This is a genomic window from Streptosporangium sp. NPDC003464, assembly GCF_053588315.1.
Genome location: NZ_JBSFPS010000167.1, coordinates 1 through 21,750 on the forward strand (window position 1 = coordinate 1; position 21,750 = coordinate 21,750).

General features: G+C 73.5%; 16 protein-coding genes. 8 read left to right on the forward strand and 8 right to left on the reverse strand.

Annotated elements, in window-relative coordinates; genetic code table 11:
* Positions 1-124 precede the first annotated feature (124 nt).
* Positions 125-1,843, reverse strand: coding sequence for a glycosyltransferase family 2 protein (locus ACWDS7_RS30595; protein WP_451932089.1), 1,719 nt, complete (start codon positions 1,841-1,843; stop codon positions 125-127).
* On the reverse strand, positions 1,840-3,015 hold the full coding sequence (locus ACWDS7_RS30600; protein WP_451932090.1) for a glycosyltransferase family 2 protein: 1,176 nt from the start codon (positions 3,013-3,015) through the stop codon (positions 1,840-1,842). The genes ACWDS7_RS30595 and ACWDS7_RS30600 overlap by 4 nt, the downstream gene beginning before the upstream one ends.
* A gap of 211 nt (positions 3,016-3,226) precedes the next feature.
* Here ACWDS7_RS30600 and ACWDS7_RS30605 point away from each other — a divergent pair, with 211 nt between their 5' ends.
* The 4 genes from ACWDS7_RS30605 to ACWDS7_RS30620 all read left to right on the forward strand — a co-directional run bounded on the left by ACWDS7_RS30605 (position 3,227) and on the right by ACWDS7_RS30620 (position 9,166).
* Positions 3,227-3,700 (forward strand): hypothetical protein, encoded by a 474-nt coding sequence (locus tag ACWDS7_RS30605; RefSeq protein WP_451932091.1) that lies wholly within the window; start codon positions 3,227-3,229, stop codon positions 3,698-3,700.
* Positions 3,701-3,963: 263 nt separating this feature from the next.
* The gene (locus ACWDS7_RS30610) at positions 3,964-5,544 is read left to right on the forward strand and encodes a glycosyltransferase (protein WP_451932092.1); all 1,581 of its coding nucleotides are present in this window, start codon (positions 3,964-3,966) and stop codon (positions 5,542-5,544) included.
* Positions 5,544-7,466: a glycosyltransferase gene (locus tag ACWDS7_RS30615; RefSeq protein WP_451932093.1), complete on the forward strand. Its 1,923-nt coding sequence runs from the start codon at positions 5,544-5,546 to the stop codon at positions 7,464-7,466. The genes ACWDS7_RS30610 and ACWDS7_RS30615 overlap by 1 nt, the downstream gene beginning before the upstream one ends.
* On the forward strand, positions 7,463-9,166 hold the full coding sequence (locus tag ACWDS7_RS30620) for a glycosyltransferase (protein WP_451932094.1): 1,704 nt from the start codon (positions 7,463-7,465) through the stop codon (positions 9,164-9,166). The genes ACWDS7_RS30615 and ACWDS7_RS30620 overlap by 4 nt, the downstream gene beginning before the upstream one ends.
* A gap of 217 nt (positions 9,167-9,383) precedes the next feature.
* Here the strand turns inward: ACWDS7_RS30620 and ACWDS7_RS30625 are convergent, their stop codons facing one another.
* The 6 genes from ACWDS7_RS30625 to ACWDS7_RS30650 form a co-directional block, all read right to left on the reverse strand.
* A complete protein-coding gene (locus ACWDS7_RS30625; RefSeq protein WP_451932095.1) occupies positions 9,384-10,208 on the reverse strand; it encodes a polysaccharide deacetylase family protein in 825 nt (274 codons plus the stop codon).
* Positions 10,209-10,380: 172 nt separating this feature from the next.
* Positions 10,381-11,673 (reverse strand): homoserine dehydrogenase, encoded by a 1,293-nt coding sequence (locus tag ACWDS7_RS30630; RefSeq protein WP_451932096.1) that lies wholly within the window; start codon positions 11,671-11,673, stop codon positions 10,381-10,383.
* 85 nt (positions 11,674-11,758) lie between these two features.
* Positions 11,759-13,141 (reverse strand): diaminopimelate decarboxylase, encoded by a 1,383-nt coding sequence (gene lysA / locus ACWDS7_RS30635; RefSeq protein ID WP_451932097.1) that lies wholly within the window; start codon positions 13,139-13,141, stop codon positions 11,759-11,761.
* Positions 13,142-13,281: 140 nt separating this feature from the next.
* Positions 13,282-14,094 (reverse strand): neutral zinc metallopeptidase, encoded by an 813-nt coding sequence (locus ACWDS7_RS30640; protein ID WP_306856370.1) that lies wholly within the window; start codon positions 14,092-14,094, stop codon positions 13,282-13,284.
* Positions 14,095-14,127: 33 nt separating this feature from the next.
* Positions 14,128-14,784, reverse strand: a complete 657-nt coding sequence (locus ACWDS7_RS30645; RefSeq protein ID WP_451932098.1) for an anticodon-binding protein — start codon at positions 14,782-14,784, stop codon at positions 14,128-14,130.
* Between the two features lie 9 nt (positions 14,785-14,793).
* On the reverse strand, positions 14,794-16,734 hold the full coding sequence (locus ACWDS7_RS30650) for a hypothetical protein (RefSeq protein WP_451932099.1): 1,941 nt from the start codon (positions 16,732-16,734) through the stop codon (positions 14,794-14,796).
* Between the two features lie 71 nt (positions 16,735-16,805).
* Here ACWDS7_RS30650 and ACWDS7_RS30655 point away from each other — a divergent pair, with 71 nt between their 5' ends.
* The 4 genes from ACWDS7_RS30655 (at position 16,806) to treS (ending at position 21,632) form a co-directional block, all read left to right on the forward strand.
* Positions 16,806-18,464: an asparagine synthetase B family protein gene (locus ACWDS7_RS30655; RefSeq protein ID WP_306858592.1), complete on the forward strand. Its 1,659-nt coding sequence runs from the start codon at positions 16,806-16,808 to the stop codon at positions 18,462-18,464.
* A 129-nt stretch (positions 18,465-18,593) separates the two neighbouring features.
* Positions 18,594-18,845, forward strand: coding sequence for a hypothetical protein (locus ACWDS7_RS30660; RefSeq protein WP_451932100.1), 252 nt, complete (start codon positions 18,594-18,596; stop codon positions 18,843-18,845).
* Positions 18,835-19,272: a hypothetical protein gene (locus ACWDS7_RS30665; protein WP_451932101.1), complete on the forward strand. Its 438-nt coding sequence runs from the start codon at positions 18,835-18,837 to the stop codon at positions 19,270-19,272. The genes ACWDS7_RS30660 and ACWDS7_RS30665 overlap by 11 nt, the downstream gene beginning before the upstream one ends.
* Before the next feature lie 671 nt (positions 19,273-19,943).
* Positions 19,944-21,632: a maltose alpha-D-glucosyltransferase gene (gene treS, locus ACWDS7_RS30670; RefSeq protein WP_451932102.1), complete on the forward strand. Its 1,689-nt coding sequence runs from the start codon at positions 19,944-19,946 to the stop codon at positions 21,630-21,632.
* Positions 21,633-21,750 lie beyond the last annotated feature (118 nt).

Genomic DNA, 21,750 nt, shown 5'->3' on the forward strand with positions numbered 1-21,750 from the left:
TGGCCTGGTAAAGGAGCCCCTGAAACATGCCTGTTAACCCGCCGGCTCCTCCGAGCCTGTCCGGTGATCTGCTCAGCATCCACCGGCTGCTGGCCGCCGGTGACCGCCCGCCCGGCCGGAGCCGTCAGCGGCGGCGCGTGATCGCCCGCTTGACGGACGAGAGCAGGCCGTACTGGACGATCTTCCGGGCGGCGGCCAGCTCCCTGCGCAGCCCGCCGACCTCGCGCCGCAGCTCCACCGCGCTCCTGCGCCAGCGGCCCGCCTCGTCACGCCACCTGGTCACCTGGGCGCGCAGCCGCTCGTTCTCCTTGGTGAGACGGGTGATCTCGGCCTGCGCCTCCGCCCTGGCCCGGTAGGCGCCGCGACGGCCGGTGAGCGGCCGGGCCTCGGTCCCGAACCCGTGGGTCTCGCCGTCCACCCAGAGCACCCCGAAGGTGTCCTCCACCGCGTCGTCGAGGTCCTCGTCCTGCCGCCGGACGACCGCGGCCCGGGCGAACGCGGCGGTGCGCTCCAGCCTGGCCGCGACGACCCCCTCGCCGGAGTCCTCGGCCAGCAGCACCGAGACCAGGCCGTATCCCTCCTCCACGGCCAGGTCGAGCAGGCGCGCGAGGCTGTCCTCGCCGGGGACCCAGCCGGCGGGCAGCCGCAGCCGGTACGGCGGGGCCGCCCCCTCCTCCGGCCCCTCCCCGCCGTGCGCCGGGTACGGCGCGGCCATCCGCACCGTCCGGGGGGAGTCGAGGGCGAAGCGCACCCGCCCCTCGTGGGCGTAGTGGCCGAGGATCAGCGCCAGGTCCAGGTCCGGGTTCCTCAGCGGCGCGCGCCCCTCGGCCCGGACGCGGTCCCAGGGGCCGGTGACGGTGACCACGACGTCGGGCAGGGTCCCGGCGAGGACGGCGTCCACGGTGGCACGGACCTCGTCATAGCCGTACGCGGGCCCGTCCGCCGCGCCGCCCGCCCGGCCGGCGGGCTCGACGACCACCTCCAGGTAGGGCACCTTCCACTGCCGGGCCGGGTGGGAGCGGAGCCAGCGGTAGGCCGGGATCCGGTCGGCGACGAACGCGTGGCTGACCCGGTCGATCGGTGCCTTGTCGCGCATCCGCATGGTCGGGCCCAGGTGGAAGGCGCGGGCCAGCGGCTCGGGCACGAAGACCGCGCCCGCCTGGGCGAGCCGGTAGCCCATCTCGGTGTCCTGGCCGAGGATGAGCTCGGTGTCCATCGGCCCGGCCTGCGCGAGCAGCGCGGCGTTGACCGAGGTGGCGCCGCCCACATGCAGGCTGAAGGCCCGGTGCGGGTTGGCGGTGAGACCGTCGGTCCGCTCGACCAGGTCCACCAGCCAGGCGTGCGGCTCGGCCGGTTCGAACAGCTCGGCCAGGTCGCCGGCGGCGGCCACCGCCTCGGGAGCGGGCAGCTCGGCCGGGGTGAAACGCAGCCGGCCGGTCACCACGAGGTAGGGCGCCGCGTGGTGCCAGCGCATGTGCGCCTCGATCGAGCGGCGGTCCAGGACCACGTCGGAGTCGAGCCAGTGGATCACCTCACCGGTGGCGGCGCGGAGCCCGGCGTTGCGGGCGTGGGCCCGTCCGGGGGTGGGGCAGACGACGAGCCGGGTGCCGGCGGGCCTCAGCTCGGGCAGGCGCAGCGGCGGCTCGCTGCCGTTGTCCACCACGATGACCTCGGTCAGGCCGGCGGGGTAGGTCTGCCCGGCCAGCCCCGCGAGCGCGAGGTCGAGCTTGTCCTGGTCGCCGTAGGCGGGCACGACGACGCTGACCCGCATCGACGGCGTCCACGCGCCGAGCTCGGGCGGGGTGAGGCTCCGGTAGTCGTTACCGGTGATCCGCGCTGTCATGGCGTTTCCAGGATCAGGCTCGGGCGGAAGCCGCGCCACTGGTACGTCGCGACGCGCAGGAAGTGGGCGAGCGAGAGCCGCCAGGTGTGCTCGGCGCTCAGCGAGCGCCGCAGCACGTAGCCGAGGCCGTGGGTGCGGTAGATGCGCGCCCCCGCAGCGTGGGCGGCCTTGAGGAAGCCGGCGTCCACCCCGCGGGGCAGGGCGGGGAAGCCGCCCAGCTCGGTGTATCCGGCCCGGTCGAGCAGGATCGTGCCGCCGGCCACGTGATCGGACCAGATCTCGCTGGTGTAGTCGGTGCGGCGGACGGTGGCCTTCAGCGGCTCCAGGTAGAAGAACTCGGCCGCGGAACCGACGATGTCGGCGCCGGAGTAGGACCTCGCGAGGAGAAGGTCGGCCAGGTGTTCGGGGCCGTACCAGTCGTCGTCGTCCCACTTGGCGACATACTCCCCGCTCGCCCTGGAGGCGGCCAGGTCGAGCACCTCCCCGAACGGGGTCGCCGCGTCCGCCTCGATCACGGTGATCGGCAGGCCGGACTCCCCCAGCGCCCGCCGTACCGCCTCGTGGGCGGCGGGGACGCCGTGCAGGGCCAGCAGCACCTCGACCTCGACCCGCCGCTGCCGGGCGATCTGGGCGAGCGCGGAGCCCAGCAGGTGCGGGCGCATGCTGGACATCACCACGCTGACCTTCGGGGTGGCCGTCTCGCCCCGCTCCCGCAGGCCGTGGCGGCGCAGCCGCACGCTGTGCTCCTCCCGGCGCAGGGCGGTCACCGAGCGCACCCCGCCGCGGTCCTCCTCGGGCGTCCAGTCCGCGAGCAGCCGGGCCAGCCCGGGGTCCACCCAGGCCGGCGAGGCGGCGGCGTGCATCGGCACCCCCGCGGCGGCCAGGCCGGTGACCGCGCCGGCCGGGACCTCGCGGGAGGGCCACCGGACGGTCAGGCCGCGCAGAGACCTGAGGCGGGCGACCTCGGCGGCGTCCGGCCGGTCACCGAGCGGCTCGCCGGCGGCCGTCCATCCCTGACCGGACCATGACAGCTCGGCCGTCCCCTCCGCCGCCGACCGCAGGAAGCCGGCGGGGGTCGCGGGGAGGGGCGGGGAGGCGGCGGCGGGGGGTGGCGAGGAGGAAGGAGTGGGAGGTGAGGGAGCCGAGGAGGGGGAGGTCGACTGCGCGGGCACCAGCGAAGGATAGCGAGGCCGGAAGATCGCTTCTCACCGCACTCCGGACTTGACATGGCTGCTCGCTGACAATGACTCACAGAAGTCACACAGGTCACGAGAACCTCTTAATTTCCCATTTATCGACATATTTGCACTTGAGAAGGGGTTAGCCTCAATTACCTTCCCCAATGACAGGCAACAGACAGAGCGGTAGGAAAGGTACGCGCGGATGCCCACGCCCCGAAAACTGACGCTTCTGGCGGCGATCGCCGGCTCACTGCTCCTGGTCGGGCTGGCCCTGCTCGTGGCCGTCGACGCCATCTCGGTGACGGCGGCCGTCGTGCTCGGCGCGATCGCGACGGTGCTCGCCGCCCAGGTCCTCGCGGTCGCGACCGTCCGCAGGGTCGACGGCAAGGCCCTGCGCATCGACAACCGGGTCAAGCGCTACGAAGCGGAGCTGGCCCAGGTCAAGGCCGCCACGGAACGGCTGGACCGGCGGCTGGCGGAGATGGTCGAACTGCTCAGGGAGCACGGGCACCGGCGCGACGAGGATCTGCAGGCGATCCTGGTCTCCCTCGGCGAGGACCGGCTGGCCGCCATGCCCCAGCGCACGGATGTGGAGGAGATGGTCCACGAGCTGCTGCCACGCCTGGCCGCCGTGGAGGCCAGGACCGGACAGGGCCGGCCAGAGGGAGCGGCATGAGCGGGGCCGGCCGCACCGGTCCCGGATCCCCTCTCCCGCACCACGCCCCGTCCGTGTCTCTCCCGGACGACGCCCCGTCCGCACCCCTCCCGGACCATCCCCCGTCCGCGCCTCTCCCGGACGGCCGGGCCACCCCCCTCCCGGACGGCCGGGCCACCCCCCTCCCGGACGGCCGGACCGCCGTCCCTGCCGCCAGGATCAGGCACAACGACTACGGGCCGCTGCGGCCGCCCGCCCCGGGCGGATGGGAGCCCCGCCTCAGGGTGAGCGTGGTGATCCCGGCGCACGACTGCCAGGAGGCCCTGGACCGCACGCTCGCCGGGCTGGCCGCGCAGAGCTACCCGGCGCACCTGATGGAGGTGATCGTCGCCGACGACGGCAGCGACCCGCCGCTGCGGATCCCCGGGCTCGCCCCGGCCAACACCCGGCTCGTCCGGGTGCCCGACGGCCGCTGGGGACGCGGCTGGGCCCGCCAGACCGGCGCCGCCGCGGCGGCCGGCGACGTCCTGCACTGGGTCGACTCCGACATGATCCTCGACCGGGAGCACGTCGAGGCGCACATGCGCTGGCACCACCTCGCCTCCTACGCCGTGGTGCTCGGCGACGTCCGCTTCACCCCCGAGGGCGTCGCCCCCCTCGCCCGGGAGGTCTTCGCGGCCGTGACGGCCGGGGACGCCGGGGGGCTGTTCGAGGGGTCGGCTCCGCACGCGTGGCGGGCGGACCTGCTGGAGGAGACCAGGTGGCTGCGGGACGCGGGCGCCGCGGCCTACCGCCTGCACTCGGGGGCCACCACCTCGGTCCCCGTGGCGCTCCTGCGCTCGGTCGGCGGGGTGAACACCGCGCTGAACATGGGCGAGGACACCGACCTCGGCTTCCGTCTCGCCCAGGCGGGCGCGGTCTTCATCCCCGACCCCCAGGCGCGCGGCTGGCATCTCGGCCCGTCCACCGTCATGCTCCGCGAGCGGGAGGTGCACCGGCACAACTGGTCGGTCCTGCCCGATCTCATCCCCGACCTGCGCTGGCTGCGCACCCACCCGCGCAGGAACTGGCTGGTGCCGTACGTGCACGTCGTCGTCGACGCCCGCGGCGCCTCCTACGAGGACGTCCGGGCGAGCGTGGACTCCGCGCTGGCGGGCACCCTCGTCGACGTCGCCGTCACCGTGGTCGGGCCGTGGGCCGCGCTCCCCGGCGGGCGCCGCTCCTCCCTGGACGAGCCGCTGCTCGACATGCGGCTGGTACGCAACCTCTACGCCTACGAGCCGCGTGTCTCCTTCACCGAGGAGACGCCCCGCAGCTCCGCGCCCGCGCCGTTCCGCCTCACCCTCCCCGCCGGGTGGGCGCTCGGCGCCGACAGCCTGACCGAACTGCTGAAGCTCGCCGAGGGCGAGGGGTACGGCCTGCTGAGCGCGGTGCTCGACGGAGCAGGTGAACCGGACGAGGCGGACGGGACGGACCGGGCGGACGGGACGGGGACCGAGGTCAGGGCGGTCAGGCTGGAGCGCACCGCCGCCTTCGCCAGGGCCGCGCTGGTCGGCGCCCCCGACGGCCCCGACGACCCCGACGGCCTGGTGCACGAGCTGTTCGGCTCGTTCTGGGTGAGCGCCGACGATTTCGGCGTCACGACCGCCGGCGAGGCGGAACCCCTCGGCGGTGATCCCGCCAAGTGGCGGGCCGGCGCGGCCCGGTGGAAACGCGAGGCGGAACGCCTGGAGGGCGAGGTGGCCGGCCTCCGCGCCGAGACCGAGCGCCTGCGGGCCGAGCTCAGGCAGTCGGCGGAAGGTCCGCAGCGCGGTCCCCTGCGCGAGATCATCGCGACGGCCATGCGGCAGGGGAAAGCCGGCTGATGTCTCTTCTGACGGATCTCGTCCGCGCCGCGGGCGAGCGCAACGGCAGGCGGCGCGTCCTCGTCTACTGCGCGGGCTTCGAGACGCTCGACGGGCTGGAGCCGTACGGGCCGATCGACCTCGACGGCGACCTCGGCGGCGCCCCGCGGGCCGAGGAGGGCGCCGCCGAGATCCTGGTGCTCGCCCGGACGCCGACCGACCTGCGCAGGGCCGCGACCCTGCAGTCCCTGCTGCCCATGGCCACGCGGGTCGTCGTCGCCGTGGAGGAGACGCCCCACTGGTACACCGCGCCGGTGCTGTCCCCCACGCCCGCCCACCGCTGGCGGTCGCTGACCGAGCTGCGCGTGCACCAGCCCAGGCGGCCCGCGTGGGTGGTGGAGGCGGGCTTCTCCAAGCCCACGCCCGCCGGCCGTACGCTCGCCGCGACCGCCAGGGCGTTCGCCGGGCACCGGATGGACGCCGTCGCGGCGCCCGTGGCGGGCCTGGCGGGCCCCGGCGCGGCGCACTGGCGGCCCGGCGACCCCAACGCGGCCCCGGCCGGCGTGACCGGCCCGGTCCCCGACCGGTTCGGCGCCCGCGGCGGCGACCTGGTCCTGCGCACCACCGGCCAGGATCCGCCGCCCTGGTCCGGCGACGAGACCCCGGTGGACCGCCCGGTCGCCGAGCTGATGAGCTGGGAGCGGATCGGCCGCCCCGGCGGGGCCAGGGTCCTGGAGAGCGACCTCGGGGACCTGTCCGAGCCCCGGGCCATCCCGCCGGTCGACGACCGCTCGGTCAACCCCATGGGCTTCATCACGGTGCCGTCGCTCGGCATGGCCGAGCTGTCGGTGGAGTCCGGCCGCTGGTCGGTCATCTGCGAGGGCCGCACGCTCACCGCCTTCGGCGCCTCCGGCTGCGTCACCGACGTGGACGTCAGCCGGATCAGGCAGGTCAGGGGGGTACGCGTGGACTGGCGGCGCAGCCACAGCGGCCCGGTGGCCGCGCTCCGGGTCGTCACCGGACTGGCCGCGGCCGGGGTGCCGCTGGTCTGCGGCACCGTGCCCCGCTGGGCGGGCGCCCTGGGCCCCGAGCTGACCAGGCTGATCACCTCGGCCGACGAGGCCACCCTCCAGGACGACCTGGAGCGGGAGGAGCACAGCATCCGGCTCCGCCGCGAGGCGCTGCGCACCCACGGCGTCCGCACCCGCTGGGAGCAGCTGGGCGCCCCCACCGCGCCCGCGCCGCTGACCTCGGTGCTGCTGGCCACCCGCCGGCCGGAGATGGTGCGCTTCGCGCTGGAGCAGATGGCCAGGCAGCGCGGCGCCGAGTTCGAGGTGATCCTCGCCCTGCACGGGATCCCCGCCGGGCACCCCGACGTGGCGGGGGCGCTGGCCTCCTACGAGCAGCCGATCACCGTGTTCGAGGCCGGCCGGGAGACCGTCTTCGGAGCCGTGCTGAACGAGGCCGCGGCCAGGGCCTCGGGCTCGTTCCTGCTGAAGATGGACGACGACGACTGGTACGGGCCCGACTTCGTCTCCGACCTGCTGCTGGCCCACTCCTACTCGGGGGCCGACGTCGTGGGCATGGTCCCGGAGTTCGTCTATCTGGCGGCGATCGGGGTGACCGTCCACCGCGAGCAGGTGACCGAGCAGATCACCAACTTCATCGCCGGAGGGACCATCTTCGCCGAGCGCTCCGCCTTCGAGGCCGTGGGCGGCTTCCGCACGCTGCCGGGCACGATCGACGCCCAGTTCCAGCACGCCGTGCAGGCCGCCGGCGGGCAGATCTACCGCACCCAGGGTCTGGGCTACATCCTGCGGCGCGGCAACGTCGCCAACCACACTTGGCGCGAGCCGATCGGCACGTTCCTGCGGCGCAACAAACGCCAGTGGCGCGGCTTCCGGCCCAGCGCGCTCATGGAACTGCCCGCGGAGGAGGTGTGAGCGCGCCGCGGATCCCGGGCAACGACTACGGGGTGCTCGGCCCGCCCGCCCCCGGGACGTGGGAGCCGCGGCTGCCGGTGAGCGTGGTGATCCCCGCCAGGGCGCAGCAGGACAAGCTCGACCTCACGCTGGCCGCCCTCGCCGTCCAGACCTACCCCGCGCACCTGCTCGAAGTGATCGTCGTGGACGACGGCAGCGCGCCGCCGCTCCGGCTGCCCGAGATCGTCCCGGACAACACCAGGCTCCTGCGGGTGCCCGAGGGCCGCTGGGGCATCGCCTCGGCGCTGGAGGCCGGTACGGCGGCCGCCGGCGGCGAGGTGATCCACCGGATGGACGCCGACATCGTCTCCTACCGCGACCACGTGGAGACGCACATGCGCTGGCACCACCTGGCCGACTACCTGGTGGTGCTGGGGACGCTGCGCTTCACCGCCATGGCGGGCACGCCGCCCACCGCGGCCGAGGTCCAGATCGCCGTCGCCAAGGACAGAGCCGACACCCTCTTCGAGCCGGACCCCGACCACGGGCACGGCTGGATCGACGAGCTCGTCACCGCCCACCGCGGCTTCCGCGACGCGCCCAGCCCGCTGCTGCACCGCGTCCACGTCGGCGCGACGGTCTCGCTGCCGGCGGCCCTGCTGAAGGCCGCCGGGGGCCTGGACACCTCCCTGACGCTCGGCGAGGACACCGAGCTCGGCTACCGGCTCACCCAGACGGGCGCGGTGTTCGTCCCGGACGCCGAGGCGCTCGGCTGGCACCTGGGCACGACGACGGCGATGCGCAGGGCCGGTGAGGTCAGACGGCACAACGACCCCTTCATCGCCGACCGCGTGCCCTACCGGCGCAACCTGCGCACCGACGCGGGGCGCCAGTGGCTGGTCCCCTACGTCGACGTCGTGGTGGACGCCCGGGACGCCTCCTTCGAGGATGTCCGGGCGAGCGTGGACGGGGCGCTGGCCAGCACCCTGCCCGACGTGCACGTCACCCTGACCGGCCCGTGGGCGTCGCTGACCGGCGGGCGCCGCGCGCCGCTGGACGACCCGCTGCTCGATCTGCGGCTGCTGCGCGCGCAGTACGCCCACGAGGGCCGCGTATCGTTCGCCGAGCGGGCCCCCGCGACCTCCTTCCCCGCGCCGTTCCGCCTCACCTGCCCGGCCGGGTGGGTGCCCGGGGCGGAATCGCTGGCCATGCTGGTCGGACAGGCCGACAAGGACGACGAGGGCCTGCTGCTCGTGGCGCTGGAGGAGGACGCGTCGGGCGTCGTGGCCGCCCGCCTGGAGCGGACCTCCGCCGTCGCGCGGGCGCTGCGCGTCGTCCGCGACGGCGAGTCCCTGGACGACGTGATCGCCGACCTGTACGGCGCCACCTGGCTGGACGCCGAGTCATGGCGGCTGCGGCCGGCGGCGCGGGCCTACCCCCACTGGGCCTCGGACCGCAACCGGGAGGCCGTGCGCTGGCGCGCGGAGGCCGAGTCGCGCAGGCGGGAGGCCGAGCGCGCCCAGCGGCAGGTCGCCGCGCTCAAGGCCGAGCTGAAGGAGCTGCGCGCCTCGGCGGCCAAGGGCACCCGCGACACCGCGAGGTGGAAGGAGAAGGCCGAGCAGCGCCGGCTGGAGGCCGTCGCGCTGCGCCAGGCGCAGAAACGCTCCCTCCTCGGCCGCGCCGCCCGCCGCCTCCGCGGGCTCGTGGAGGGCGCCCGGTAGCCACGGCGCGGACCGGCCGCGAGTACGGCCGGCACCGCCGGACGGCTCCCGGGCGCATGGCGGTGGCCCACCCGGAGAGCATGGGCGGTCCGCGGAGAACGGCGATCGGCCGGACGGCTCTGAGGACCGGCCGGGCGGCTCCGGGGTCGGGCGGGCGGCTCCGGCAATCAGCCGGGCGGCTCCGGGGACCGGCCGGACGGCTCCGGGGTCGGGCGGGCTAGTCGCGGGGCATGGGCCGGTAGCGGGCGCCGACGGCGTCGTGCATGGTCCTGACGACCGTGCCGTGGGCCTTACGGCCCGCCAGCCAGCCGAGGAAGTCGTCCAGGGTCTCGGGGGAGACCGAGTAGACGCCGCAGCCCGCGCAGACCCGGTGGAACACCAGGGGGACGAGCCCGCCGCCGGTCTTCTCGGCGTTGAGGACCTGCTGCCGCATCTGCCGCAGCAGCGTGTCCTCACGGATCGAGCCCGGCGTGCGGATCTCGTAGCGGTCCCGGGGACGCGGCTCCTCGCCGGCCGGGCAGCCGGGGCAGCCCCACTCCTTGAGCCCGCCCACCCTGCGGGCCGCGTCGTAACCGCACTGCCGGGCCACCGCCTTGGCGTCGGAGTCGACCGAGCCGAACGGGTAGGCCAGGGTGGTGGGCCGGTAGCCCCAGGCGATCAGCGTCCGGCGGTCGTCGCAGATCTGCGTGCGCTGCTCGCTCCGGGCCAGCTGGGTGAGCCGGATGTGGGTCAGCGTGTGGCCGCCGATCTCGTGCCCCGCCCTGGCGATGGCGGCGAGGGCGCGGCGGTCCAGCTTGGCGTCGCCCCCGATGGTCTCGGTGTTGACGTAGAACGTTCCTCGCATGCCCCGCCGCTCCAGCATGCGGGCCGCCGCCGTGTGGGTGACGTCTCCGTCGTCGAAGGTGAGCGAGACGACCGTCGTGACCTTGGCCGGGCGCCCGGCGCCGCTGTCGGCCTGGGCGAGCGGCGCCAGGACCGTCAGGGATGCCAGGACGGCCAGGACGGCCGCCGCCGGTGCTCCCGCCCAACGAACGATCTTCACGGTGGCGGTCCTTCCGGTGACGGGCCAGGGCAGAGAGAAGCACCCTACAAGCCCGCGGGGCCCGTCGGATCATCCGTTACCGAACACTCACCGACACCGCCCGGGACACACGGGCGGGCCGGGGCCGAGGGCCGCCCCCTCGCCGGGGGCGGCCCTCGGCCGGCGAGCCCTCCTAGGGGGCGTCCTCGCCCTCGACCCGCATGACGCTCACCACGTCGCGGACGATGTCCATCTCGCGCAGGCCGTCGATGGTGGCCGACAGCGCCGCGTCACTGGCCCGGTGCGTGACCAGGACGAGCTGGGCGTCGTCACCGTGCCCCTCCTGGCGGACGGTCTGGATGGACACGTCCTGCTTGGCGAACATGTCGGCGACGCGGGCGAGCACGCCCGGCTTGTCGGCGACGTCCAGGGAGACGTGGTAGCGCGTGACGGTCTCGCCCATCGGGTGCACGGCCAGCTCGGCGTAGGTGGACTCCTCCGGGCCCCGCGTGCCGGCCAGCAGGTTGCGGGCCACCGCCACGATGTCGCCCAGCACCGCGCTCGCCGTCGGGGCGCCACCGGCGCCCGCGCCGTAGAACATGAGCTGCCCGGCGGAGCGGGCCTCCACGAAGACCGCGTTGTAGGCCTCCCGGACCCCGGCCAGCGGGTGCGTCCGGGGGATCATCGCCGGGTGGACCCGGACGCCGAAGGAGCGGCCGTCGTCGGAGCGGGCGCAGATCGCCAGCAGCTTGATGACGTAGCCCATCGCCTTGGCACTGGCCACGTCGGTGGCGGTGATCTCGGTGATGCCCTCGCGGTGCACGTCGGCGGCCGTCACGCGGCTGTGGAAGGCGATCCCGGCGAGGATCGCGGCCTTGGCGGCGGCGTCGAAGCCCTCCACGTCGGCCGTGGGGTCGGCCTCGGCGTATCCCAGGGTCTGGGCCTCCTCCAGCGCGTCGGAGAACGACGCGCCGCTGGAGTCCATCTTGTCGAGGATGTAGTTGGTGGTGCCGTTGACGATGCCGAGCACGCGGTGCACGTGGTCGCCGGCCAGCGATTCGCGCAGCGGCCGGATCAGCGGGATCGCGCCCGCGACGGCCGCCTCGAAGTAGAGGTCGGCGCCGTTGGCCCGGGCCGCGGCGTGGATGGTCGCGCCGTCCTCGGCGAGCAGCGCCTTGTTGGCGGTGACGACCGACTTGCCGCTGTTCATGGCGGCCAGGATGAGCGCCCTGGCGGGCTCGATGCCGCCGATCACCTCGACGACGATGTCCACGTCGTCGCGGGTGACGAGCGCTTCGGCGTCGGTGGTGAGCAGGGCCGGGTCCACGTCGGCGTCGCGCTTGCGGCCCAGCCGCCGCACGGCGACGCCGGCGAGCTCCAGCGGGGCCCCGACGCGCGCGGCGAGGTCGTCGGCCTGCTCGTGCATCAGCCGGATCACCTGGGAGCCGACGACGCCGCATCCGAGGAGAGCGACTTTCAGTGCCATCTGCCCGCACTCCCCTTCTCGTTCACTTCACGCATGGCTTGCTCGGCCGCGCGGCCCACCGGGCGGCCCGCCGCTTCAGGTCGTTTCAAAGCTGTCCTCTCAGCAGGTCGTCCTCGGTCTCCCGGCGGACGATCACGCGGGACACGCCGTCCTTCACCGCGACCACGGCGGGCTTGGGGAGGTAGTTGTAGTTGTTGGCGAGCGAGCGGCAGTAGGCGCCGGTGCCCGCGACGGCGATCAGGTCGCCGGGCGCCAGGTCCCGGGGCAGCCACAGGTCACGGACCACCATGTCGCCGCTCTCGCAGTGCTTGCCGACCAGGCGCGAGAGCATCGGCTCGGCGGCGCTCTCGCGGGAGGCCAGGCGCGCGGTGTAGTCCGCGCCGTAGAGGGCGGTGCGGATGTTGTCGCTCATGCCGCCGTCGACGCTGACGTAGGTCCGCAGCCCCTCGACGTCCTTGACCGTGCCGACCTCGTAGAGGGTCGCGCCCGCGCGCCCGGCGATGGAGCGGCCCGGCTCGACGGTGAGCCTGGGCACCGGCAGGCCCGCGCTCTCGGCCACCTTGGTGACGATCTCCCGCAGGCTGTCGGCGATCTCCTTGACGTCGGGCGCGGTGTCGCCCTCGACGTAGGGGATGCCGTAGCCGCCGCCGAGGTCGAGCTCGGGCAGGACGACGCCGTGCTCCTGCTTGATCTGCACCAGCAGGGTGGCCAGGCGGCGCGCGGCCACCTCGAAACCGGCGGTGTCGGTGATCTGGGAACCGATGTGGGAGTGCAGGCCGACGAGTTCGAGCTGGGGCAGGGCGAGGATGCGCCGGGCCGCCTCGGCCGCGGCGCCGCTGCTCAGCGAGAAGCCGAACTTCTGGTCGTCGTGGGCGGTGGCGATGAACTCGTGGGTGTGCGCCTCCACGCCCACGGTCACCCGGATCATGACCCGGGGGCGCCTGCCGTGCTTGTCGGCGAGGAAGCCCAGCCGGGCGATCTCCTCGAAGGAGTCGGCCACGATGTGCCCGACCCCGGTCTCGACGGCCTTCTCCAGCTCGGCGAGGGACTTGTTGTTGCCGTGCATCGTGATCCGCTCGGGCGGGAATCCGACGCTCAGCGCGACGGCGAGCTCGCCCGCGCTGCACACGTCGAGGCCGAGGCCCTCCTGCATGACCCAGCGGGCGACCTCGCGGCACAGGAACGCCTTGCCGGCGTAGTGGACCTCGCCGCCGGCGAACGCCTCGCGGTAGTCGCGGCACCGGGAGCGGAAGTCTTCCTCGTCCACCACGTAGAGAGGGCTGCCGTGCTCCTTGACCAGATCCCTGACATCCGCGCCGCCGATCGTGACCGAGCCGTCGACGCGGCTCGACGTTCGCGGCCAGATCGTCGGGTCGAGCGTGTTCAGGTCGGCAGGTGCGTGCGGAGGGCGCTCCTCGGGCAGCACTTCGGCGTGCCGGTCACCGGCGGGGTGGGCGAATCGACTCACCCGATCGAGGCTATCGGACGCGGTGATCCCTGTGGGACGAGTGCCCATCTGGCGAGACACGATCGACCGGAAAGACGCAAATTTTTAGTGCCATTAATAACTTGGGCCACATATTTTTACGTTTTGTGGCGATCTAGCCGCTAGGAGACCTGGTCCGCGGGAGCGCTCCAGGTGTTGCACGCCCGCACCGTGCCCTCCTTCTGCCCGCGCAGCATCCACGCGGCGCTGCTCGCGCCCGAGCCGTGCGACTCCCGGGACTCCGCCTGCCGCCCGTCCGCCTCCTCGCCGCCCCGTGCCAGCCACCGTCGCTGCTCGCGCAGCAGGATCGGCCCGACGGTCCGCAGCGCCGCCGCGGCCAGGCAGTCGGCCTGCAGTTCGAGACGCCGGGACCACGCCTCGTCGAAGACCTCCGACCCCCGCCGGTCGGCGATGCCGCTGATCTCCTGGACATGGTGGGCGTACTCGTGCGCGAGGGTGAACATCATCGGGAAGGCCCGGCCCTCCTCGACCAGCACGTTGACCACACGTCCCTCGGGACAGTAGATCCCGGCCCAGCCGTGGTCGTCGGTCCCGCACGCCGCCTCCCGCGGACGGTCGACCAGCCGCACCTCGCCGGGGCGCGCGTAGTCGAGATCGGCCTCGGCGAGCGTGGCGGCCCACATGCGGTCCAGGCACCGCGAGAGCGCCCGCAGCGTCCTGCCGACGTCGGCGTCCGGGTCCGGGGGCAGCGTGTCGCAGCGGCCGTCGACCGGGCCGCTCTCCTCGTAGAGGCGGTGCGTGGCCGCGGCCGAGCGGGGCGAGCCCGGCGCGGTCCCGATCAGCGCCTGGAGGTCGCCGCCGAGATAGGCGAGCCCGCCGAGGATGATCGCGAAGGCGAGCGCGGCCGGCAGCGTCCGCCGGATCGCGCCGCGGCGCCGCGGGCCGCCCGCCGGCCAGTCCCGCGGACCGTTCACCCGTCCTCCCAAGATCTGTTCCTGGAGGGTTTATCACAGCATGTCGGGCGCCGTCTCGCCCAGCGCCGCCAGTCCCTCGGCCAGCACGTCCCGCACGGCCCGGGCCTGCCGTACCCGGGCGGCGTGCCGGGCCGACGGCTGCTCGTCGCCCGTGGGCAGCGCCGGAGCCCGCTCGAAGGCGTCGTGGTAGGCCAGGGCGAGCTGCTCGGCGTAGGCCGCCCAGCCGGGGTCCCGGCTCACCCGCCTGCCGTGCACCTCGGCCAGCGACCTGAGCACCGCCCGGTCCCACCGGCCGTCGAGCAGCTCCGGCCGGAACTCCCCGCCGACCCCCAGCTCCGCCGCCCAGCGCTGTACGGCGACCGCCCGCACGTGCGCGTATCTCACGACGAACCCGGGGTTGCTCCACGTCCTCGGCGAGTCGGCCCACGGCGACGCGCCCCCGGCCGGGGCGGCGGCCGGGCCGATCTCCGCCACGAGCTCCCCCGGCACGGTCACCGCGATCTCCAGGAAGCCGTCGCCCCGCACCCGGACGTCGGCGATCCCCGGCAGCGCGCGCAGCCGCGCCGCCATCTCCCCGGGCTCCCGCCCGTGGCGCAGCGCGGCCGGGGAGATGTAGAGGGCCTCCTCCGTCCACGTCCCCCACGGGATCGGCGGCAGGCCGAGGACCTCGCCGAGCCGGCCGGGAGTCATGCCTGGAGCCTAGACCAGGGCGTGCGGTGCGGCCGGGCCGTAGTCGACGAGCTGGGCCGAGCCGAGGAGCCGGGGGTCGTGGTCGCGGAGGCAGACGTAACCGAAGCGGTCGGCGGAGAAGACCTTGACCCCGTCGGTGCGGCACTGGCGCATCAGCACCTCGTCCCAGCCCTCGGAGACGTCGGCGAAGCCGAGACCGCGCAGGACTGCACGGCGGGCCAGCAGGGTGGCGCCGGCGACCTCGGGGAGGTAGGTGTATTCGGCGGCCGGCTGGCGCAGCACCGTGGCGCCGACGTCGCGCAGGTGGGCGTAGAAGGCCGCCTTGCCGACGATGTCGGCGGTGGTGAACAGGAAGGCCCGGGCGAGGTCGGTCAGGTAGTGCTCGCCGTACGTGTCCCTGGCGTCCATGACCGCCACCAGGTCGCCCTGGCACAGGTCGAGGGCGCGGTTGAGCTGCCCGCCGGTGGCCAGGCCCGGGACGCTGGGGCGGACCACGACCTCCACCCCGCCGGGCATCGCCGCGCGGGCCCGCTCGGCGGCGTCCGGGGCGTCCGACAGCAGCACGAGCTGGACGACGCCCCGCTGCGGCGTGACCTGGGCCAGGGTGTGGCCGAGGTCGCCCCGGTCGATCATGATCACCGAGATGTTCAGGGTGGCCCGGGCGCTGGGCAGCCCGACCGCGTCGAGCAGGTCGTCGACCTTCCGGGTCATCGTGCCGGAGGCGTAGGCCTGGCGGAGCGCCGCATGGGCCCGGCGGGCCACGGCGCCGGGGTCGGGGGCCTCCTGGGGATCAGCGGGGTCCGACACGATCGGGGTGCCGCAGGCGGCCAGCTCGGCCAGCCGCCAGGACTCCGTGCCCGGCGGGCAGTCCACGGCCCTGGGCCAGCGGTAGGAGGTGAGCACGTCCGGGTACGACAGGTGGCCGGGGAGCAGCTCCTCCAGGGTGAGCACCCGGTCGAACCGGGCACCGGCCAGCGGCAGCGGATTGTGCACGCGCGGCTGGACGGCGAAGGGCAGCAGTCCCAGCGAGGGCGCCCGGCGGCCGGACTCCGGCTCCCGCGACGCCAGCGCGGCGCCCCACGCCGCCACGGAGCCCGGCAGCGCGGTGACGATGTGCTCGAACAGCGCCGCGGCGGCCACCGAGCGGCCGACGTCGCCCTGGGTGTGCCAGAAGACCGTGCGGATGCCCCGCTCGGCGCACCAGGCCAGCAGCGCGCGCAGGCCCTCGCCCGGCTCGCTCAGCTCCTCGGCCCACGGCCCCTGGGTGACCGACTCGACCAGCAGCAGGTGCGGGACCTCCGCGGCCAGGACCCGCGCGAAGTCCTTGGGCGTGAAGCCGGCGCTCTGCCGCCACTCGTAGCGCAGCAGCGCCTCGGCGTGCGGCTCGGCGACGACGGCCACGGTCAGGTGCGGGCGGGTGTTCGGGCCGGTCGGGACGCGGAAGGGCTTGAGCTTGACCGACGTGCCGCCGACGGTCCGGGTGGAGGTGGTGGCCTGGAAGGAGGCGGCGGCCGCGGCCGGCCGGTCGGCGCTCCTGTGCGCGACGGGCTGCCGCTTGGGCGCCACGGGACGCTTGGCGGGCCTGGCGGCCCCGCGCAGCCCCCGCGCCAGCCGCACCGGGTTGCTCTTGCCCGTCTTGATCGCGTCGCCGATCCGGGACCAGCGGGCCACCTGGACCGACGACAGCTTCCACTTGGCCACCTCGGCCTGGTAGCGCTGCTCGGCCAGGTCGCCGCGGAGTTTCTCCTCGGCCGCCTGCGCCGCGTCGAGCTGTCTCTCGGCCTCGTTCAGGCGCTCCTGGACCCCGCGCAGCTCCGCCGTGGCGCGCTCCGCTTCGGCGATCTTCGCCTGCGCCGCGTCGAGCAGCCGGGCCAGTTCGGCGGCCCGTTCCGCCTCGGCCACGGCCTCCCGCAACGCCAACCGTGTGCTCTCGAGTTCCTCGCCCGCCACGTCGTCCTCCGATTCCTGAGCCGGGCGAAAGGATACCCTTTGGTCAATCGCGACACAGAGGAGTCAGCACGGTGCAGTGGCCGACGTTCAATGTGAGACCGTACGTCTGCGGCGGCATCGGCCACCTCGACGAGGCCGCCCTGGAGACGCTGCGGGGGGCCGGGCCACGGGTGCGGCCCGCGCTGCGGACACCCGAGGCCGCGCTGTTCAGCTCCTCCCCGCTGCCGCCCTACCACCGGGACGAGCGGACCTGGGCGTTCGCCTGGGGAGAGCGCAGGCCCACCGAGACGGCGACGTGGATCAGCGTGGCCGAGCGGTTCGAGACTCCCGGCCTGATCGACGACGGCGACCGGATCACGCTGCACGCCGGCGGGCTCGGCCTGGTGGACGTCTACTACCTGCTCCAGGACGGGGCGGTCTACTTCTCCTCGCTGCTGGAGCCGCTGCTGGCCCTCGCCCGCACGCCGTACGAGGTCAACTGGGACGCCTGGGCGGCGATCATCCAGCTGACCTTCCCGCTCCGCGACGACACCCCGTACGTCCAGGTCAAGCGGCTGGCCGGAGCCGGCGCGCTGGTCTTCGACCGGGCCTCGGGCCGGATCGCGACCGAGCGGAGGCTGCCCCGGTGGCTGCGCGAGGAGCCGTTCGAGGCCGGCCGGACGGCCGGGGAGATCCTGGAGATCCTGCACGAGGTCTACAAGGAGTTCGACGGGCGGCCGCTGCTCGTGCCGGTCAGCGGCGGCTACGACTCGCGGCTGCTGTGCTCGGTCGCGGTGACGCGGGGCGCCGACGTGGAGTCGTGGACGACGAGCCCCGACGACGGCACCGACACCGACATCGCCTTCGCCCGCGCGATAACCCGCGAGCTGGGTGTACGGCACCGCGTGATCCCCCAGGACGCCTCCGCCTACCCCGACGACGCGCTGGCCGCCGCCCGGCGGCTGGAGTTCCTCACCCCGCACCACGCCTGGTACACCCCGTTCGCCCGCGAGGTGCACCGGGCCGGCCGGACCCTGGTGGACGGGCTGGCCGGCGGTCCGCTGCTGAAGAACTTCATGGTCAGCGGGGCCGCCCTGGAGGCGTCCTCGCAGGCGGAGCGGAAGGCGGCGCTGCTCGGCTCCCTGGCGCTGGGCACCCCGTCGGTGCCGTTCCTGTCCGAGGAGGCGTCGGACTGGATCACCTCCTCGGTCAAGGCGGCCTTCGCCCAGTCGACCTCGATGCTCAACGGGCACCGGGCCGAGCTGCCGCTGTCGGTCCTGCACACCCGGACGGCCCGGGGCATCGCCCGCTCCCCGGTCAACCTGGTCGGCCCCGAGGTCTCGTTCGCGGCGCCGTTCACCCATCCCGACTTCTTCGACGCCGCGCTCTCGGTGGGCGTGGCCCGCAAGGACAAGGGGCGGTTCTACCGGGAGGTCCTGTACGCGGCCAACCCGCGCGTGGCCGCGCTGCCCTCCACCAACGTGGTCAAGCAGCCGCTCCAGCGGGTCCCGCTCCGCTCGGCCGCCGCGCCCGCGCGGGAGTACGGTCACCGGATGCTGGCGCGGGTCGCGGAGGCCGTGCCCTCGCTGCTGTCGGAACGGCTGCACGGTGTGGTCGCCGAGGGCCCGGACGCCCTGGCGCGGTTCAACGGCTGGAACGACCGCTTCTGGGTGCGGAGCCTGGTCCTGTTCGGGGCCTGGCTGGGCGACTACGAGGACCGCCTGCCCTCCCTCGCCCCACCCTGGTCCTGACCGGCCTCGCTGCGGTCTTTCTGCACCTGGGGACCGCGCCGTCGCCAGGCGGGAGATGAGGCTTTTCTCTGACAACACGTGAGCGTGACGATACGCTTGCTAAGCGTGACCATGACATATGATGCTCATATGGCCACCAAGCCGGTTACCGCAACGCTGGAAGCAGACCTTCTCGCCTATGTGCAGGAGCAGGTCAACCGGGGGCGCGCCAAGTCGGTGTCGGCTTACCTGAACGCGGCACTGGAGCGGCAGATCACCATCGACCGCCGCGCCGACGCCGCGTGGAAGGCCGCGGTGGAGAGAGCGCAGCAGAACCCCGAAGAGGTCGAGAAGGCCAAGCGCCGCGCCCAGCGTCTGATCGAGATCCTCAATGGAGGATGACGTCCAGCAGGCCCTCGTCCTGGACGTGTCCGTGCTCACCGAGTGCGCGCGTGGCGACGTCGGGATCATCAACTTGATCCAGCGATTCGACGCGGACCGGAAGCCGTTGATCATTCCCGCCACGTCCGTCACCGGCGCGACGGTCGAGTTGGGCGGCAATCACGATCAACTGGCCGTCGTCAGCGGCCTGTGCCGCCTGGACTCCGCCACCATGCCGACCGTGAGCGACTTCAAGGACGGCGTCGAGGTCGGGCAGGTGCTGGTCGAGATGGAGTCCTGTGTCACCTCGTGGGACGCCCACGCCGTGACAGAGGCCCTGCTTCACCGCTGCCCCGTCCTGACAGCCGACTACGCACGGTGGAAGGACATCGTCCAGGACCTGTCCGGAGGGCTCACCGTCGTCGAGATCGCCGATCTGGGCGACTGACGGCAGGCTCGAAGCCTCGCACACCGCGCCACCGGCCGGGTGGCCGTCTTTCAGCGGTGACCCGGCCGGCCGGAAGCCGCCATCGCATCACGGCCCCGTTGCACGGCGTCCGGGACTCACCTGGAGGCCCACGTCATGAGACTGCGGCCGCACGGCCCGGGGCTGAGCGGCCCGCCGACACAACGGCGGGCCATAGCGTATGGGCAGGTAGGCTCGGTGGGCGGGTCCGTGGTCCAGGGGAGACACCCCGGGTGACCTCCCGCCGCGGACGTCCGGTCGCCGGCGGCGGAGCGGAGCCGGGCGGCTCGCCGCAGCGCGTGCGCCCCTCCCGTCCTCCGGACATAATCCCAGGTCACCGCAGCCGTATGTGACGTGTTTCACGAAGTGGAACGGTAAGCGACAGCGCGATTACGAGTGCGCGGCGCGATACCCACCGGGATTCCGCGCCGCACATGCGAGACGGGATGTTCAGGGGCTACGACGCGCTCGAACGGCTGGTAGTGTTCGGCCCAGAAAGCGCCACAACGGACAGGACCGAATCACAAATTCGGCCTGCCCGAGGGCATGGAGCACGTGGGGATGACGGCTCCGGCCAGCGCGGTCACCAAACATCATCAGCCGGACTATCCGGTGACTTCGTCCTGCCCTTTCTCACCGTGAGCGAGAACACGATGAACCCATCCCCCTACCTGGAGCCTGTCGCCGAAGACTTCGTCTCGGCGGATCCACAGTGGTACAAGCGGGCGGTTTTCTATGAGGTGCTGGTCCGGGGGTTCAAGGACTCCAACGGCGACGGCACGGGAGACCTGCGCGGCCTGATCGAGAAGCTGGACTACGTCAAGTGGCTCGGCGTGGACTGCCTGTGGCTGCTGCCCCTGTACGAGTCGCCGCTGCGCGACGGCGGCTACGACATCTCCGACTACATGAAGATCCTCCCGGACTTCGGCGACCTCGGCGACTTCGTGCAGCTCATCGAGTCCGCTCACGAGCGCGGCCTGCGCATCATCACCGACCTGGTGATGAACCACACCAGTGACAAGCACCCGTGGTTCCAGGCCTCGCGGCACGACCCCGAGGGCCCCTACGGCGACTTCTACGTCTGGTCCGACGAGCCCACCGGCTACCCCGACGCGCCGATCATCTTCATCGGCGCCGAGGAGTCGAACTGGACCTACGACCCGGTCCGCAAGCAGTACTACTGGCACCGCTTCTTCCACCACCAGCCGGACCTGAACTACGACAACCCGGCGGTCCAGGAGGCCATGCTGGAGGTCCTGCGCTTCTGGCTGGACCTGGGCATCGACGGCTTCCGCCTGGACGCCGTGCCGTACCTCTTCGAGCGTGAGGGCACCAACTGCTCCGGCCTGCCCGAGACCCACGCCTACCTGAAGAAGGTCCGCGCCGAGGTCGACCGCCTCTACCCCGACCGGGTGCTGCTGGCCGAGGCCAACGGCTGGCCCGAGGACGTGGTGGAGTACTTCGGCGACCCGGCGGTGGGCGGCGACGAGTGCCACATGGCCTTCCACTTCCCGCTCATGCCGCGCATCTTCATGGCCGTGCGGCGGGGCAGCCGCGAGCCGATCTCCGAGATCATGTCGCGGACGCCGAAGCTCCCGGACAAGGCCCAGTGGGGCATCTTCCTGCGCAACCACGACGAGCTGACTCTGGAGACGGTCACCGAAGAGGAGCGCGACTACATGCACGCCGAGTACGCCAAGGACCCGCGCATGCGGGCCTACCTGGGCATCCGGCGCCGCCTGGCCCCGCTGCTGGAGAACGACCGCGACCAGATCGAGCTGTTCACCGCGCTGCTGCTGTCCCTGCCCGGCTCGCCGGTCATGTACTACGGCGACGAGATCGGCATGGGCGACAACATCTGGCTGGAGGACCGCGACGCGGTCCGCACGCCGATGCAGTGGAGCCCGGACCGCAACGCCGGCTTCTCCCAGGCCGACCCGGGCCGCCTCTACCTGCCGGCCGTCATGGACCCGATCTACGGCTTCCAGGCGGTCAACGTGGAGGCCCAGCAGAAGAACCCGGCGTCACTGCTGCACTTCACCAAGAAGATGCTGGAGATCCGCCGCAACCACCCGGTCTTCGGCACCGGCGTCTACAGCGAGCTGTGGTCCAGCAACCCGGCCGTGCTGTCCTTCGTCCGCGAGGACGGTGACGACGTGATGCTGTGCATCAACAACCTGTCGAAGTACCCGCAGCCGGTGGAGCTGGACCTGCGCCGCTTCGAGGGCATGACGCCGGTCGAGGCCCGGGGCGGCGTGCCGTTCCCGCAGATCGGCACCCTGCCCTACCTGCTGACCCTGCCGGGTCACGGGTTCTTCTGGTTCTCCATCAACACCCGCTGAGACCCGCCCCGCGACGGCGCGGCACGGCCAGCGCCGGGCGCGCCCAGGCGCTGGGCGGCCCGGTCACCCCCCCCCCCCCCGTCGCCGCGGGCGGGGGCCCCCCCAAGATTGAACAGAG

What these genes read in the sequence shown, in the direction of transcription:
- ACWDS7_RS30595 (WP_451932089.1), bottom strand. Translation starts at nt 1,843, where the DNA reads ATGACAGCGCGGATCACCGGTAACGACTACCGGAGCCTCACCCCGCCC.
- ACWDS7_RS30605 (WP_451932091.1), top strand. Translation starts at nt 3,227, where the DNA reads ATGCCCACGCCCCGAAAACTGACGCTTCTGGCGGCGATCGCCGGCTCA.
- ACWDS7_RS30615 (WP_451932093.1), top strand. Translation starts at nt 5,544, where the DNA reads ATGTCTCTTCTGACGGATCTCGTCCGCGCCGCGGGCGAGCGCAACGGC.
- ACWDS7_RS30630 (WP_451932096.1), bottom strand. Translation starts at nt 11,673, where the DNA reads ATGGCACTGAAAGTCGCTCTCCTCGGATGCGGCGTCGTCGGCTCCCAG.
- ACWDS7_RS30645 (WP_451932098.1), bottom strand. Translation starts at nt 14,784, where the DNA reads ATGACTCCCGGCCGGCTCGGCGAGGTCCTCGGCCTGCCGCCGATCCCG.
- ACWDS7_RS30660 (WP_451932100.1), top strand. Translation starts at nt 18,594, where the DNA reads ATGGCCACCAAGCCGGTTACCGCAACGCTGGAAGCAGACCTTCTCGCC.
- ACWDS7_RS30665 (WP_451932101.1), top strand. Translation starts at nt 18,835, where the DNA reads ATGGAGGATGACGTCCAGCAGGCCCTCGTCCTGGACGTGTCCGTGCTC.
- treS (WP_451932102.1), top strand. Translation starts at nt 19,944, where the DNA reads ATGAACCCATCCCCCTACCTGGAGCCTGTCGCCGAAGACTTCGTCTCG.